The 15,389-nt window shown below is 38.5% G+C and carries 13 protein-coding genes; 6 read left to right on the forward strand and 7 right to left on the reverse strand.

Annotated elements, in window-relative coordinates; translation table 11 throughout:
• Together AC2JBO_RS34280 and AC2JBO_RS34285 are read right to left on the reverse strand one after the other, a co-directional pair.
• A partial coding sequence (locus AC2JBO_RS34280; RefSeq protein WP_496958110.1) for a hypothetical protein occupies window positions 1-316 on the reverse strand: 316 nt, incomplete at its 3' end.
• Between the two features lie 24 nt (window positions 317-340).
• The gene (locus AC2JBO_RS34285; RefSeq protein ID WP_496958111.1) at window positions 341-679 is read right to left on the reverse strand and encodes a PadR family transcriptional regulator; all 339 of its coding nucleotides are present in this window, start codon (window positions 677-679) and stop codon (window positions 341-343) included.
• A 67-nt stretch (window positions 680-746) separates the two neighbouring features.
• Here AC2JBO_RS34285 and AC2JBO_RS34290 point away from each other — a divergent pair, with 67 nt between their 5' ends.
• Window positions 747-965 carry a hypothetical protein gene (locus AC2JBO_RS34290; protein ID WP_496958112.1) on the forward strand — a complete coding sequence of 73 codons (219 nt, stop codon included), beginning with the start codon at window positions 747-749 and terminating at the stop codon, window positions 963-965.
• A gap of 357 nt (window positions 966-1,322) precedes the next feature.
• Here the strand turns inward: AC2JBO_RS34290 and AC2JBO_RS34295 are convergent, their stop codons facing one another.
• From AC2JBO_RS34295 to AC2JBO_RS34305, 3 genes are all read right to left on the reverse strand, one after another.
• Window positions 1,323-1,898 (reverse strand): HNH endonuclease family protein, encoded by a 576-nt coding sequence (locus AC2JBO_RS34295; RefSeq protein WP_496958113.1) that lies wholly within the window; start codon window positions 1,896-1,898, stop codon window positions 1,323-1,325.
• A gap of 3 nt (window positions 1,899-1,901) precedes the next feature.
• Window positions 1,902-3,149 (reverse strand): AAA family ATPase, encoded by a 1,248-nt coding sequence (locus AC2JBO_RS34300; RefSeq protein ID WP_496958114.1) that lies wholly within the window; start codon window positions 3,147-3,149, stop codon window positions 1,902-1,904.
• A gap of 129 nt (window positions 3,150-3,278) precedes the next feature.
• Window positions 3,279-3,830, reverse strand: coding sequence for a hypothetical protein (locus tag AC2JBO_RS34305; RefSeq protein ID WP_496958115.1), 552 nt, complete (start codon window positions 3,828-3,830; stop codon window positions 3,279-3,281).
• A 220-nt stretch (window positions 3,831-4,050) separates the two neighbouring features.
• Here AC2JBO_RS34305 and AC2JBO_RS34310 point away from each other — a divergent pair, with 220 nt between their 5' ends.
• The 5 genes from AC2JBO_RS34310 (at window position 4,051) to AC2JBO_RS34330 (ending at window position 10,320) form a co-directional block, all read left to right on the forward strand.
• Window positions 4,051-5,814: a phosphorylase family protein gene (locus AC2JBO_RS34310; protein ID WP_496958116.1), complete on the forward strand. Its 1,764-nt coding sequence runs from the start codon at window positions 4,051-4,053 to the stop codon at window positions 5,812-5,814.
• 30 nt (window positions 5,815-5,844) lie between these two features.
• The gene (locus AC2JBO_RS34315; RefSeq protein WP_496958117.1) at window positions 5,845-6,819 is read left to right on the forward strand and encodes an AAA family ATPase; all 975 of its coding nucleotides are present in this window, start codon (window positions 5,845-5,847) and stop codon (window positions 6,817-6,819) included.
• Between the two features lie 16 nt (window positions 6,820-6,835).
• Window positions 6,836-7,996 carry a hypothetical protein gene (locus AC2JBO_RS34320; RefSeq protein ID WP_496958118.1) on the forward strand — a complete coding sequence of 387 codons (1,161 nt, stop codon included), beginning with the start codon at window positions 6,836-6,838 and terminating at the stop codon, window positions 7,994-7,996.
• Window positions 7,993-9,546, forward strand: a complete 1,554-nt coding sequence (locus tag AC2JBO_RS34325; protein WP_496958119.1) for a formylglycine-generating enzyme family protein — start codon at window positions 7,993-7,995, stop codon at window positions 9,544-9,546. The genes AC2JBO_RS34320 and AC2JBO_RS34325 overlap by 4 nt, the downstream gene beginning before the upstream one ends.
• Window positions 9,547-10,026: 480 nt before the next feature.
• The gene (locus AC2JBO_RS34330; RefSeq protein ID WP_496958120.1) at window positions 10,027-10,320 is read left to right on the forward strand and encodes a hypothetical protein; all 294 of its coding nucleotides are present in this window, start codon (window positions 10,027-10,029) and stop codon (window positions 10,318-10,320) included.
• A gap of 197 nt (window positions 10,321-10,517) precedes the next feature.
• On the opposite strand, the gene AC2JBO_RS34335 is transcribed toward AC2JBO_RS34330, so the two are convergent.
• A complete protein-coding gene (locus tag AC2JBO_RS34335) occupies window positions 10,518-11,261 on the reverse strand; it encodes a gamma-glutamyl-gamma-aminobutyrate hydrolase family protein (RefSeq protein WP_496958121.1) in 744 nt (247 codons plus the stop codon).
• Complete coding sequence (locus AC2JBO_RS34340; RefSeq protein WP_496958122.1) at window positions 11,254-14,751, reverse strand: WD40 domain-containing protein; 3,498 nt, start codon at window positions 14,749-14,751, stop codon at window positions 11,254-11,256. The genes AC2JBO_RS34335 and AC2JBO_RS34340 overlap by 8 nt, the downstream gene beginning before the upstream one ends.
• Between the last annotated feature and the right edge of the window lie 638 nt (window positions 14,752-15,389).

Genomic DNA, 15,389 nt, shown 5'->3' on the forward strand with positions numbered 1-15,389 from the left:
ACCAAAAAACTCCCCCAAGCAACCCCATCAAACTAAAAAAAGCTTGCAACGCGCGATTCCTAACTCTCAAAAAACGATAATAACTCCCCGCCAACAAATGCTGCTCGCGTGCAGTACTCCACAACTCCGACAAAACCGTATACCAAACTCCCATCAAACCCCAAACCCCCCTAACACGCATAGCATCCCTTGCCATATCCTCAAACACCGTAACCATCTCCTCACCAAACTCGCGTCGAAAGCTAACAGGATAAATAATCAGCAAACAACTATAAATCCCAACCGATAAATGTAACGCTAATCGTGAAACTGACATAACTTCCTCCCTTAATTAGCGCACTTAAATCGATGAAAGTAAATTTTTAGCCTTTGCCATATCCACCAAATCCTCCAACCGCCGAGCTTCTAACGCAATAACCTCTCGTCCCAGCCCAGTAATACTGTAATAACGTCGTCGTTCATCATCACAGGCGCCAACACCAGCACTTTCCACAATTAACCCATCCATAACCAAACGCTTAATAGCTGTATAAAGCGTTCCGGGACCAAGCTTAACAACACCACTCGTCCTCACTTGCACCTCCTGCATAATTCCATAGCCATGACGGTCAGCATCAGCAAGCGAAAGCAGGATATGAAACACAGCTGGTTTCAGAGGTAAATAATCAATCGGATTCATTTTGTCACTATATATCTAACTTAGATATATCATAATATAATATATCCAAAATAGATATATTAAAATCATGATACACCCATACTTGTTAATAGCAGCATCCGCAACCAGTTTACTTTGGGCGCTTTTAGAGCTATGGCAAGCGCTTCAGCAACCAGTCGTGAGAAAAATAGACCCAGGCTATCCAGAAGGAAGTAGTGTAAGGGCGCCAAGAAGACCTCCCCTAGGTTCATTAGACGCATTCGCAATACCAGAAATAGATGGCAGCAATATTTCCCAAGTCCCCTAAAAAAGAATTAGTAACTACGCTCATACCCGCCTAGGACTAAAAGTCCATAGGCTCATAGCAAAAGTCCATTAAAATGGACTGTGTATGATAGCAATATTAAGCACATATTTATTTTCAAGCAAGAATTAATACGTAGAGGTGCAAGATGTCAGTTACGCTGTGTGCCAGATAAAATACTTACGCTGTGTGCCACATCAAAAACGTAGGGTGCGTGACGCTACCAAAAAACTTCAACGCAGTTATAGGACTTGTAGCGTCACGCACCGACTCGTCCCAAAGTGATAATATTCTAAATCGAGTTAAAATTACTTATCCGTTACATCCGTTTATCATCCGTTGCCAATTTTTTTCGGCTTTTTAACTTAGTTGCTGCTGTTTTTTCACTGCATAAGCAATTAAAGGCGCCTTTTTTTCCAACCCTTGTAAAGTAAGGTCTCCATCAAGATAAAGTTGATACCATTGTTGACGCTGACGCAAAACTCTTTCGTCGTCACGTAACCGTAAGCGTTCCAGTGTAAACTGTGCTTTTTGACGTTGTTGAGGGGGAACTTTATCTGTTAAAACTAGTTGTAATGAAGGAAGTAAGATTTCAAACCAATCTTTTCCTATATCGAATGGGTCAAGAACTAAGTCATCTAATGTACCTTTACTACTATTAATCCAAGCAGAAGCAAAGCGAAAATTACTCCATTCATAAGCAAGATTACGATAATTGTCACGACTCAGATAATGCTCGACTGTACCTACTGGTTCGTACATAGCGCTATAACCACAAAGATTATTAAATCCATCAGCTAATTGACTTTTAAATGGCGACCAATAATCTTTTACTCCTTTTTTTGGGTCTGGATTTTTTATCAACCAAGCATTTCCTGGTTGTCGCGCTTTCTCATCAAAATCAAGTGGTTTTGGTGGAGGATTGACAGGTATCATTGTTTATGAAACCCCTGATAAATCAGAATTTATTTTTTCTGTTATAACTATCCAACGAGGCCAGAATGGGTCATGTCCAGGTAAAAGTCTTTGAAGCTCCTGATGAATTTTTTTATGAGTTTTTAAGTTTTCAGGAAAAGCACTTAAATTATCCGCGCGCATCCATGCTTCAGCCGCTTCGATGGCAATTTCGGCCTCTTGAGAACGAGCTTGTTTGAGTCCAAAAATTTCTGATGTTAACCATCCAACTGTATCTCCCTGTTTAGACCAAGGTATTTCATCAAGATTAACTTGTCTACCCTCTAATTTAAATAAAAATAATTTATCTTCTAATTCATCAAAAGTTGGTTCTAGAGAAGCAAGAACAAGTGGAGAATGAGTAGTTACTAAAGCTTGTATTTTAATTTGAGGACTTAATTGCTTAACTACTTCTAAAATTGCTGGTAAAATCACTCTTTGCCATCGAGGATGTAGGTGAGATTCTGTCTCATCAATTAATAAGACAATTTGATTAATTGGCTTTTGTTGGCGTAACTCTGAAGCTTTTGTATGTTCGTACCAAGTCCACACTAGTAAATAAGCAAGTCCTAAAATACGCTGCATTCCAGCAGAGGTATAAATGACAGGCACGTTACCGTAAGGAAGATTAATTGTAGGGATATCGCGCACATCTTCTATAGAAATTCGCGTTGGTTCACCGACTTGTATCCACTCTGACGATGAAGGTGCAAGCTTTTTAATAACATTAGTAAATAAGGTAAATGGATATTTAGTAGGCTGATTTTGCCATGTTACCCAATCTTGAATTAGACCATTACATAAAACTTTACCATCTAACTTTAAGCCATTCCAAAGTGTGTCTGGATTAAAATTATAAGCATTATCACGTATACGCGCTGGGTCATAAATACAAAACCCCCCATCTGCACGTGCGTAAATGACTAATTCTTCTGACAAAGTAGGTATATGTATGTGGCGCCATTGTTGTTCTGAGAAATCAAAATAACTTTGAAACTCTCTTGTTTGTTCTTGTGAACTAACTATACCTGTAATTTTTGGATTTTCTTCTTTAACCTGTTGCGGATATGCTGGTTGGCTAGCCCAAGTTGTAGTTAAAACCCACCAAGCAATATCAAGCAAAAAACTTTTACCATTCCCATTATCACCTGTAAATATATTAAGTCTATCGGCAAATTCAATATTAAAATGTGAAGCTAGACTCACTTGCTGAAGATGAAGTTCTTTTAACATTTCAATTCCCTAGTCGTGTAAAAATAATACTTTAGCCTTATACGTGGGGGTTGGGGATCAAAATCTACACAGTATTGACACAGTATTATATCGGCATTATATCGGCGCCTTCATTACTTGGGTAAAAAACTATCGTCCCTTAGCCAAGTCCGCGTAAATAGCAATCTCCACGCCCAAGATGACCAGAAGTATAATTTCTACAAACCCAAGAATATTAACAGCTAACGGAGGATTTGAGACTAATACCCAGAAACATATTAGTGCTATTATACCAGAAAGAACAAAAGTAATCTCGTCAACAATTAATTGCTGAATCTTGCGCCTTTGTCGGCGGTTATCGCTCCTGTGGGCAGTTTCCCAACCAAAAATAGATTCAATGTCCGTATGACCTGTTTGTTCTTTGATTTTTTCAGTTAACGTGTAGCGAATATATCTACCAATAGCCGTAATTTTCTCATCATTAACAACATAAGTCCAACCCAAGATAAGACAAACCCAAGGAACAACAAGGAATGCATAACGGTTAGCCGGACTGGAAACAGCTAAAGATATAATTGTGCCAAATAATCCCAGTGTTACGTAAAGCAGGTTATCACGAAAGCCTATGCGCTGTGCCTGTTCTGACTTGAGCTTATCGTATTCCTTAAAATAGATTTCTAAGATTTGCTGCTGTTTATCCATAATATGTTCTGATATAGTACTATTTAAAACTTATCCCGTGCGCAAGCTGCTTGCAAAAAGACAACCTCCTAAAGGTAAGTTTAATTCCTAGGTGTTCAAAAAGTTTACAATTTTACAATGACTGCTATTTTGTAGTGCTTGTGTAGTACATCTATAGCTATACGGAAAGGAGTGCATCCAAAGTGTAGTAACTGCTGATGTCGGCGCCCAGAAAAGAATTATGGTTAAAAATCAGGATATGAGTGGAGTTGAGAATTTGGACTATAAGGATGAAGACCAAGACTGGTATGCACCCAATTTTCCAGAAACTCAAGAAATCACTCAAAAACAATGGGCGCCACTACAAGCAGAAATTGATGTAGTGATTATAACGGCTACAGATATAGAATTGAAAGCTGTGGGGCGCCTGCTTAAACCGTATCCTAGGAGGAAGAAAGTTTTATTGGTATATTCTAAATCGGAAACATACTACCTAGGAAAATTCGGCGAGTATAAAACTGTGGTTACCAAGTGTGAAATGGGAGCAATAGGTCGTGGTGCTGCTATAGATGCTACAGGCGTTGCTATAGATTTGTGGTCTCCCAAGGCTGTTATTATGGTAGGGATTGCTTTTGGTAAAAATTCAGAAACGCAGAAAATAGGGGATGTGCTGGTCGCCTCAAAGATTATTACCTATGAGCAGCAAAAAGTTGAAGATGGTGGAAAAATAACTCATAGAGGGGATATTCCTCCGAGTGACAAAACTTTATTAAATCGTTTTAAAAACTCTCAAAACTGGAGCTTTACTCTTCCTGATAATTCTTCTAGCAAGCTTATTTACGGTGCCTTTTTGTCGGGAGAAAAGTTATCTAGAAGCCAAGAATTTAAGGACAACCTATTTGGTACATTTCCTCAAGCAGTGGGAGGAGAAATGGAAGGGGCTGGACTTTATGCAGCAGCAGATAGTAGAAGTACAGCATGGATTTTAGTCAAATCTATCTGTGACTGGGGTGATAAGGAAAAAAACGATAAGTATCAGACTTTAGCGGCGGCTGCTGCAACTTCGCTTGTACATCATGTATTATCTCAAAAAACTGTACTTGATGACTTTGGTAAAAAAAAACAATTTGAGACTTTAAAAATCCCTCAACCTCAAAAAAGTTTATACAGGAAAGTTGAGCTACCACTAGATGAAAAACTCAAAATGGCTTTGTGCAAGCTAAATCACAGTGAGCAAGTTAGTACAATAAGCTATTTGCTAAAATTGAATAACGTGGTGGGGGTTAAAATTGCCACCTCATCTATAAATAAATCGTCTCACGTTTGGCTGCTGAGATGTTTAATGAAACACTGCCTTATTAGTAACCATGATGATTATGATATAAATTTGGTTCATTTGCATTTGGATACCTATAGCAGTGAAGATTTAAAGGAGGTATGGAGTCAAATAGCTAATGGACTTGCACTTCCCAAGTGTCCACCTGGAACCACTGTAGATAAAATCATCAGCAAAATATGTAAAAAACTCCAAACCGAACAAGACATAATATTATTGTTTCACCGAGTTGATGACCGAGACAAGCTATATTTAGAGCAAATTTTAAATAATTTTTGGAAGCCTTTAATTGCAGAAGTGGCAAGAAGTAAAATTAAATATAGACTGTTTATGTGTTGGATAGATTACCAAAATCCAGCAAATTGGAGGGAAGCAATTAAATTTATAGATAACTATAAAGAAATAGTTAACGAGAGTATTTTTAATCTTTGTGTGACTAATAAGTTTAAAAAAGACGATTTGAAGGGTTGGGTAAACAGTCCAGATATCCTACCTGTAATAAGTGAATTAACAAAATCTAATTTAATAGAACCAAAAAATATTACTGCCATCACCGAACAGATTTGGAGGGAAAGCGATAAAGGTAAACCCATACTGCTACTTCAAGCAATTTATAACATATGTAATCTTCCTTGGGAAGAATACAAATCAAAATGGGAACGACTTTAAATTATAAACTAAAAAATATAAACTAACTTTATGGAATACACAGGCAAGATAGAATTTCAACCCAAAAAAGGGGATATCGACCCAGAAACCGGGGAACTTATTTATGCTTATATACCAAGTCCAAAACTAGTTGAAGCTGTAAACCTTGCAATTAAGCTTAATAGACCCCTATTATTAGAAGGTGAACCAGGATGTGGCAAAACGCGATTAGCGCGCGCTGTTGCTTATGAATTTGGCAAACAATATAATTATGAAGGTAAGCAAGAAGGGAAAAACTTTCCATATGCTGATTGGTATATAAAATCTAGTGACCAAGCACGAGATGGTTTATATACCTACGATGCAGTAAAACGTTTGTTTGATGCTCAATTAGCAGCAATAGACCCATTAAAAAAAGATGAAATCCATAAACGTTTGAATGACCCTGAGCATACAGAGTATATACAGTATAAAGCACTTGGCAATGCTTTTATCGCTTCGCAAAATAAACAGCGAATGGTTGTACTGATTGATGAAATAGACAAAGCTGATACAGATTTTCCTAATGACCTACTTCTGGAATTAGAAGAGAAACGCTTTATAATTAAAGAAACAGGAAAGCAAGTTAGAGCAAATCCAAGTTTTACACCAATTATTTTTATTACAAGTAATGGACAAAGAAAATTACCAGATGCTTTTCTGCGTCGTTGTCTCTACCACTATATAGAATTTCCAAAAGAACAGGAATTAATCGCAATAGTAAAAGCGCATTTTGGTGAGATATGGACAAAACAGCTAAGAGAGCAAGCTATAAAGCGGTTTATGGCTCTACGGCAGCTAATGGAGCAAGAAAAAGGGGAGTATGGCAAGAAAGTTAGTACTAGCGAATTAATAGATTGGTTTCGCGCATTGCAACCTGGGACAGTACAAGAGATTCAACAGCTATTTAAGCAAAATAATTTGCCTCACTCTAGTGTATTACTCAAAAGTCGAGATGACTTGCAGCTAGTAGAACTATTAAATTAACAAGAGGATATTGACGGTGAGTAAAGATGACCTACCACTATACGAATTATTTACTCGTCTGCGTGGTGCAGGGTTTTTACTCGGCACCAGCGATTATAAGTTATTGTTAGAGTTATTGCTGGCTGACTGCGATACTTCTAACCGCACGCTTCTTACAGTTCTGACTACCCCCAGTTCTATTAAAAATTTATGTCAGACTTTGTGGGTGAAAACAGCAAGTCAGCGGCTTGTGTTTGAAGAAATATTTGCCGAAGTTTTTAACAAAACACTATATGCTGAATATAGTATAGCTGTAGAAGAACAGGCGCCACCTTCAAAGTCTCAACATGGAACAGAAGCAACCCAAAAGGTGCCTGCACAAGACTCAGATAAAGAACCAGAACAAGAAAATGACGATGTAGTAGATAAAGATAAAGGCGAGTATTTTTTCTTTCCTCCTGCTCCTAGTCCATATTCAGAAACTCCTATAGAAAACTCTCAAGTTATTAAAGCAATACAAATCAACCCTTATGAATGGGTTTCCTTCAAACCTTCTGGTTTACCAAAAGAGTACTTCCCCGTAACAGCGCAACAAATGCAGCAAGGTTGGTATGCTTTAAGGCGCCCTATACGACAAGGAAAGCGTTTAGAACTTGACATTGCTGCGACAATAGAGCAAACAAAGCGACTAGGAAAATTTTTTTACCCTGTACAAAGACCTAGAATGAATAAATCGGGTCAACTGGTATTACTAATTGACCATAGAGGTTCCATGCAACCGTTTCATGTTTTATCAAGATTATTAGTGGAAACAGCTTTAAAAGCTGGCTGTCTAGAACAAACTAGCTGCTATTATTTCAACAATTATCCTAGAAGCACACTGTACGGTGATTCTCAGTTTGAAACTGAATATAATGTTGAAGAAGTAATACAACGTTTTAACCCTAACCGCACGGTCGCCTTAATTTTTAGTGATGCAGGCGCCGCTCGTGGAAATTTTATGCAAGGGCGAATTTACAAAACGTTTGATTTCTTAGAACTGCTTCAACAACATTGTAAAGCATTGACTTGGTTAAACCCTATACCCGAAGATGATTGGAAAGAGACAACAGCTGAGGCGATAGTTGATGCCAAAATTGTCAATATGTTTTCTGCTAACTTCTCTGGGTTTCAAAAAGCTATCAGGGTACTACAATGAATAATTCAGCATCATCAGATGACCCGATAATTCAAGATGCCATAGAACGTATTGATACTTTTGGCAAACGCTTTACTCAAGAACATCTCGACTTAGCATACCATGCAGCGTTTCCTCTTGCCCTCACTCCAGACTTATTGTACCGTCTGCGGGATTATCCATTTCAACCCAAGCTGAAAATTCCCTGGATAGCAGTAGCAGACCTTCTCCTCTCCAGTCTTTGCAATGAAGTCGGAAACGAACTTTATGAAATGGATAGAACTGTACGGCAGGTTTTGTTAGACCGTCTTAGCAACCGTTTTGGTCAAGAACGTTTAAAAGAACTGTCCACATTTTTACTAAACTATATAGATAAACAAATTAGTCATGCCAGCAGTAATTTAATCCAAGCCCAAAGATGTACAGCATTAGCGTATGTTGAACCTTCCACAGCAGCCAAGCTAATCACTCAAAAGTTAAACACATTGCTACAGCAACATCATCAATCTGGTTGGCTACAGATGGTTTTCTTAGTGGAGACTTTAGCAAAACCTTTAAAAGAAGCAAATTTTGATCCTTTATTAACATTATCACAGGGCATGGCTCAATTTGCGCGCGGTAATAATTGGGGAGCAGAAAGCAAATTCGATCAACTACGTCAACAAACAGGAGGCGCCTTAACAATTGAAGGAGTCACTGTCAAATTACCGCCAAAACCTGTAAAAGCGCAAACCTTTGAATTTGAAACAGTTAACGTTAACGGTAGCGGCGCCATCATTAAACGAGAAACCCACCAAGCTAAATATTTTACTGAAGACCTGGAAGGTGGGGCCGACCTAGACATGGTTTACATCCCCGATGGTACATTTATGATGGGTTCACCTGAAGGGGAGGGGTATCTAAGCGAAAAACCACAGCATGAAGTTACCGTTCCAGCTTTCTTTATGGGTAAATACCCTGTTACCCAAGCACAATGGCGAGCAGTTGCTGTATTACCAAAAGTTGCACGCGACCTTGAAAAAGACCCATCTGAGTTCAAAGGAGATAATCGTCCTGTGGAAAATATTTTTTGGGATGATGCAGTAGAATTTTGTGCTAGACTATCTAATAAGACAGGTAAAAACTACCGACTCCCCAGCGAAGCAGAGTGGGAATATGCATGTAGAGCGGGCACAATAACACCCTTTTATTTTGGCGAAACGATTACAAGCGAATTAGCTAATTACTACAGCAAGAAAACCTTTGCCGACGAAACAAAAGGCGAGTATCGAGGTAAAACTACGGATGTGGGAATTTTTCCTCCTAATGCCTTTGGTTTGTATGATATGCATGGGCTAGTCTGGGAATGGTGCGCTGATAGTTTGCATGAAAATTATCAGGAAGAACCAGCAGACGGCAAAGCCTGGGTAAAAAACAAAATTGACAATGATAATCGAAACCTCGCTCAAATGCTGCGCGGCGGTTCGTGTTACAACAATCCTGACTACTGTCGTTCGGCTTTCAGACTCCGCAACGTCAACGACTACCTCAGCGTTGGTTTTCGGGTTGTGGTTGGTGCGAGAACTCTTTAGTTTTTTATACTCTTGCCCTTTTACCCTTTTCTCTTTATTCTTTTGCGAGCGAAGCGAGCATTAAAAATATTTTCAGCATATAAATATGGTAACTGTATTGTTCGCATTCCTATTTGAATGTTAATTGCAACGTCAGATATAGTTCGTGATAAGTACAGTCAGTTTGAGTTCAAATTCACGGAAGATGTAATTGAAGTTTTGTTATTTAATTCTTTTTCACAGATTCAGTTTTTGTGGAACCCTAAATAAAATTAATGATTTTTTGAATAGGCGCCGACTCTGCTCTGTATTCTCTGCGCCTCTGTGGTAATAAAAAATAGGCACAGCGTTAACACGGCGCCAAGAGACAAACTCAAGAACAAATACAAGCCAACAAAAAACTTAATTATAAACAAACGTTACAATGAAGCAAAGGATGTAGATAAGAATAACATTATGCAGGCTTTATCATGGGATCATTCGCTGCCCGCTAGTTACCCAGTGTTGATTGAATTGAATCAGGAAAATCATTGGAGCGCAAGCGTAGTTGGTTGGGCTGATGCTAAGGGGGTCGGAACAACACGGGATGAGGCGATCCAAACGTTGCGACAGTATTTAATAGATAAACAGTCGCGAGGAGAGTTAATTGCTTTAAGGGTAGACTCTGGGCAGCAAGAGTTGCATCCTTGGATGGAATTTGCTGGTATGTGGGCTTCTGATCCGCAGTTTGATGAGTTTGTAGCTGAAATGCAGGCTCAAAGGGAATTAGATGATCTTTGTGAGGACATTGTGTGAGTCTGTTGTAGCAGGTGCAAGTGAACTATTAGAGCAGAAAAGCAGGTAATTGCTTAGAAGTATCAAAATTAATTGAATGATTTAATTAATGATTTTTTGAATAGGCGCTGACCCTTCTCTGTGCCCTCTGCGCCTCTGTGGTAATAAAAAATAAATAATAGTACGGTGGGCAGTGCCCACCATACGTAAATATATTATCAAGCTGATAATAGGTTTTGTTTGGTATAAGTAGATTCTATAAATCCTTGAAAAATACGTTCGTGGTTGGGATCATTTTGTGACATTTCGGGATGCCATTGTACTCCTACTGCCCAAGGATGATGTATATGTTCTGCTGCTTCTATTACTTGATCTTTTGCATAAGCTACCGCGCGCCAATCGGGTGGTAGTATATCTATTGCTTGGTGATGCCATGAAACTACTGATATATGATTTTTCTGTATTAATTTTCCTAAACGACTGTTGGGTATAATTGTTACGTCGTGTTCTGTAGATTTACGAATGCCTGGTTCTGGTTCTAAGCGATGTGCAATCTCTGTACCGTATCTATCTGGGATATGTTCTATCAAGGTTCCACCTGAAGCTACAATGAGTATTTGTAACCCTCGACATATACCTAATACAGGGATGTGATTTTCTAAAGCATATTTTGCTAAGTTGATTTCAAATGCATCGCGCTCGTTATCTACTGAATATACCTTTGGGTGAACGGCACCGTTATATAATGCCGGGTTTATATCTCCTCCACCTATAATTATCAAACCATGCAGCGGTTTTAATAGCGTTACTGCATTACTTTCTCCTGGTGGTAATAATACTGGAGTACCTCCTGCTTTACGAACTGAGTCTAAGTAGGTGTTTGGTAGTGAAAAAGGAGTTGGGTCGTGGCGCCCGTAAGTTGTGATACCAATTAATGCAGGTGGATAATAAGACTTACTCATCGTTTTTAATTGCTCCTAATGTAATTAAAGTATTGATTTGCGCTTCTGTAAGATTAACAACACCTGTAATATTTAACCCTTCGTAAACTCTTGGCGCCCTCAGTGGATATAAGAGTGTACCTGTGATAACATCCCAAAGTGCGATGTTACCGTCTTCACTGCTACTAGCCAAAGTCTTTCCATCAGGACTAAAAGCTACTGACCATAGTCTTTCTCGATTCCATTGTAAAGTTTTGTATATTGTATATGTAGTTATATCCCAAATTTCAAGATTTGCACTTCCACCACTAACTGCTAAGAAACGGCCATCTGGACTGAAAGCTATCGAACGAACCCAACCTGTCTGTACTTTCAAGGTTTGTTTGACATTACCTGTTGCGATGTCCCAGAGTTTGACTGTTTTATCCTCGCTACCACTTGCTAAGATGTTGCCGTCAGGATGAAATTTTACAGAAATAACCCAGTCAGTATGACCTGTAAGCGTTTGTAAACACTTGAGACTGTGAGCATCCCAAAGTTTAATCGTTTTATCTTCACTACCACTTGCTAATATTTCCCCGTTGGGACTATATGTTACTGACCATACCCAACTGCTGTGACGTTCTTCTGTTTTCCGACACTGCTTACTTTCAACGTCCCAAACTCGCAATATCTTATCATCGCCTGCACTTACCAACATTTTACCATTGGGACTAAAAGCAATCGAGAGAACCCTGTCGGGGTGGTCTTCAAAGGTGTTGAGAATGTCACCGCTGTTTTTATTCCAAAGCTTTATTGTTTTATCATCGCTACCACTAGCAATAATATTATTGTCTACAGGACTAGCTGCTACCGCGCGTATTCTATTTTTATGTGCCTCAATTGTTCTATTTAGTTCTTTAGTATTGGTATTCCAAACTTTGATAGTTCGGTCTTCGTTACCACTTATTAAAGTACCATCTGAACAAAAGGCAAGCGACCATGACCAGTTTGTGTTACCTTGAAACGTTTTGATGCATTCACCTGTATCAACATCCCAAATTTTTACGGTTTTGTCATCGCTACTGCTAATTAAGGTTTGACAGTCTTCTCCGCAGAAAGTTACAGACCATACTCTCGCAGTGTGTCCTGATAATGTATTTTTGCGTTTACCTGTAGTAACATCCCAAATTATAACTTCACAATCTTCACCTGCACTAGCTAATAAACTGCGTTTGGGGTGAAAAGCTATCGAACGCACCCAGCTTTTGTGTCCAGTTAGCGTTTTTAATTTTTTACCGCTTTGAACATCCCAAAGAATAATTGTAGAATCATCGCTACTACTAGCTAACGTTTGACCATCTTGACTAAAAGCTACTGACCGAACGCGCGCGGTATGTGCTTGTAGAGTTTTTAGATATTCTCCTAAATGAGCATCCCACAAAATCACGGACTTATCGCTGCTACCGCTAGCTAATATATTTCCATCTGGACTGTAGGCAACGCAACGCACCCAATTTGCATGTTTTTCTAAAGTTTTATAGCATTTACCTGTAGAAAGGCGCCAGAGTAGAATAGTTTTATCTTCGCTTGCACTTGCGATACTATTACCATCAGGACTAATTGCCACAGACCAAACTCGTTGTTTATGTCCTTCTAAAATTCTTAAACGTTGTCCGGTATTCGTGTCCCAAAGCATTACGGTTTTATCATCGCTAGCACTAGCAAGGAATTGACCATCACGACTAAAAGCAATCGAACGTACCCAATTACTATGTCCTCTCATTACTTTCCATTGCTGTCCTTCACTATATCTCAAACGAATTCGACTTTTGGTATCACCCATTGCCCAAATTCCATCAATAGGACTAGATGCAAGTGATAACGCTGTTCCAAAAGCTTCGGTAAAACGAGATTTTTTTAAATCTGAATTGCTAAAATCAACGTTACTTAAATTGGCACCACGTAAGTAAGCTTGCCAAATTGTTAAGTTCGATAAATTTAAACCCGATAAATCTATGTTGAAATACAGCAGTAAATTAATAATATTACCAAATAAATAACCTTTCTGGGGTAGTTTATTTGCTAAATCCGCTTTGATCTCTGAAAGTTTATCAATAAATCTTACCTTAATATCATCAACCGATATACTCTGAGCAATCGGTTTTAATACTAGTTCCGTCTGACGATTTCTAACACTGTCTTTAGCGGTTGCTTCAATTAGCGCATATTGATTTAATAACTTATACTCTCCAGTTGAAATTTCTTGACATATTTGACGAACTAATAAACCAATCATATACTCCATCACGACGTTTTGGAGCGTAAATTTGCCATCAGCAGTTTCTATCAATGAGCGAACTTTCAGCTTTTCAAGGCTATCAACTAATTGAAAAAATACAGGTTTACTAACAATATCATCAAATAATTCTTTAATAGTTACTGCTTCGCGCTTAATGGCTAACCAGTACATGACCTCTTTCTCTAACTGTGATAAATGATAAAACTGATTATCCAGTAAACTTTCAATTCCCGCAAACGATGTTAAACCTTGCTTGATAAACTCTTTTATACTACCGTTGAATAAATCTTGGATAAATGTAGATATAATTTTTAAAGCTAGGGGATTGCCACTATATATATGTACTAAATCCCGCATTGCTAATTCAGAACCAATTAATCCCTTATCTTTTATAACCTTCACTCCTTCATCTTCTACTAACCCAGATAACAGGAGTGAACGAACTGGTAAATTTGCTCCTTCTTGGACTGCAATATCTTCGGGTTTGATACGACTTGTTATTACCAAACAACTTTGATGCGATGATTCACATATACGTTTAATTAACACACCATAGTTTTTGTACTCTTCACGATAGAACCCTACATCACCCTCATTTTGGAGAATGGACTCAAAATTGTCCAGAATTATTAAACAACGCGCGTTTCGTAAGTATTCGATTAAAAGTGACACATCACTAATACTTCCCTCAATATCGACTTCTTTTTGGTCAGAGAAAAATTTGATACAGTCTACCAAGATTTTCTCTAACTTCGGTGCCTCTCGGAGACTCCGCCAAATAATAAAATCAAAGCGGGACTCAGCGTCCAATAATTCCAGCAACTTTACAGATAAAGTAGTTTTACCCAACCCACCCATACCCAAAAGTGCAACCGTGCGACAACTATCTTCAACTAACCAACGCAGCAAAATATCAAGTTCGTCAGTACGTCCATAAAAGTTTTGTGTACTGGGTGCTTCTCCCAGGTCTAGTTTGGTTGTGCTTGGTAAAGATTCTGTAACATCAATTACAAATTCTTGCTCATAGTTAGCAAACAGTCTTACTAACTCAACCCGTTTACTGACTCCAAAAGCTTGATACAGTCTTTCAAGGTATTTTCTGACTGTAGCAGGTTTAATATCGAGAGAGTGAGCAATAACATCGTCAGATTGTCCGACCAATACCATTTGCAGCACCTCTTTGCGTCGAGGTGTCAACTTCTCGAAGGTTTGTTTTATATGAACGTTCATCTCTACTAAAGGCGCTTTGCCGTATTGTACAGTTATTGTGACAGTATCCTTTTATAAGCCTGGAATTAGTGTGACATGTGTCACAGATATCATCCTATCTTACTGTTGTGTGACTGAAAACCATAAAAGTTTACATAGATTTTGATCCCCCACCCTAATAAGCTACCGTGTACACACATCTTTTTATCATTCTTGTATGAGTTCCCTTCGCGTACTTCGCGGTTATTTTTTTACGAACCGCAAAGCACGCAAAGGCGCAAAGAAAGAGAAGAAAAGTAACTTTTAAAGACTTGTGTGTACACCGTAGCCTTAATAAGAGGGGACAAGAATTATGTTAAGTTTTGTTGGAACACTCTTGACATGATTGACAAGCACTTAGGGCAGTGTTATCTTAAAATCAAGTTGTCACAAATTACTTACGTAATTGTCACAAAACTGCTGTAGGAGACATTAAAACTAAATACCCTGGTAACAAGCAGACAGACAGTAAATGTAAAAGTGAATAGGTAGGGTTACAGCAGTAGTTAAATGAACGGTGAGGAGCAAGTAACGAGTTCAAGCTCATAATCCACACATCTTGAGTCATAAAAGCGAGCGTATTATCATGACTACTAATAACTACAGTCCTTTATTTCGCT

The organism is Calothrix sp. CBUCES-K 9914, from assembly GCF_059640475.1.

Coding starts and splice junctions, on each gene's coding strand:
- AC2JBO_RS34285 (WP_496958111.1), bottom strand. CDS start 679: ATGAATCCGATTGATTATTTACCTCTGAAACCAGCTGTGTTTCATATC.
- AC2JBO_RS34290 (WP_496958112.1), top strand. CDS start 747: ATGATACACCCATACTTGTTAATAGCAGCATCCGCAACCAGTTTACTT.
- AC2JBO_RS34295 (WP_496958113.1), bottom strand. CDS start 1,898: ATGATACCTGTCAATCCTCCACCAAAACCACTTGATTTTGATGAGAAA.
- AC2JBO_RS34300 (WP_496958114.1), bottom strand. CDS start 3,149: ATGTTAAAAGAACTTCATCTTCAGCAAGTGAGTCTAGCTTCACATTTT.
- AC2JBO_RS34305 (WP_496958115.1), bottom strand. CDS start 3,830: ATGGATAAACAGCAGCAAATCTTAGAAATCTATTTTAAGGAATACGAT.
- AC2JBO_RS34310 (WP_496958116.1), top strand. CDS start 4,051: ATGGTTAAAAATCAGGATATGAGTGGAGTTGAGAATTTGGACTATAAG.
- AC2JBO_RS34315 (WP_496958117.1), top strand. CDS start 5,845: ATGGAATACACAGGCAAGATAGAATTTCAACCCAAAAAAGGGGATATC.
- AC2JBO_RS34325 (WP_496958119.1), top strand. CDS start 7,993: ATGAATAATTCAGCATCATCAGATGACCCGATAATTCAAGATGCCATA.
- AC2JBO_RS34335 (WP_496958121.1), bottom strand. CDS start 11,261: ATGAGTAAGTCTTATTATCCACCTGCATTAATTGGTATCACAACTTAC.
- AC2JBO_RS34340 (WP_496958122.1), bottom strand. CDS start 14,751: ATGAACGTTCATATAAAACAAACCTTCGAGAAGTTGACACCTCGACGC.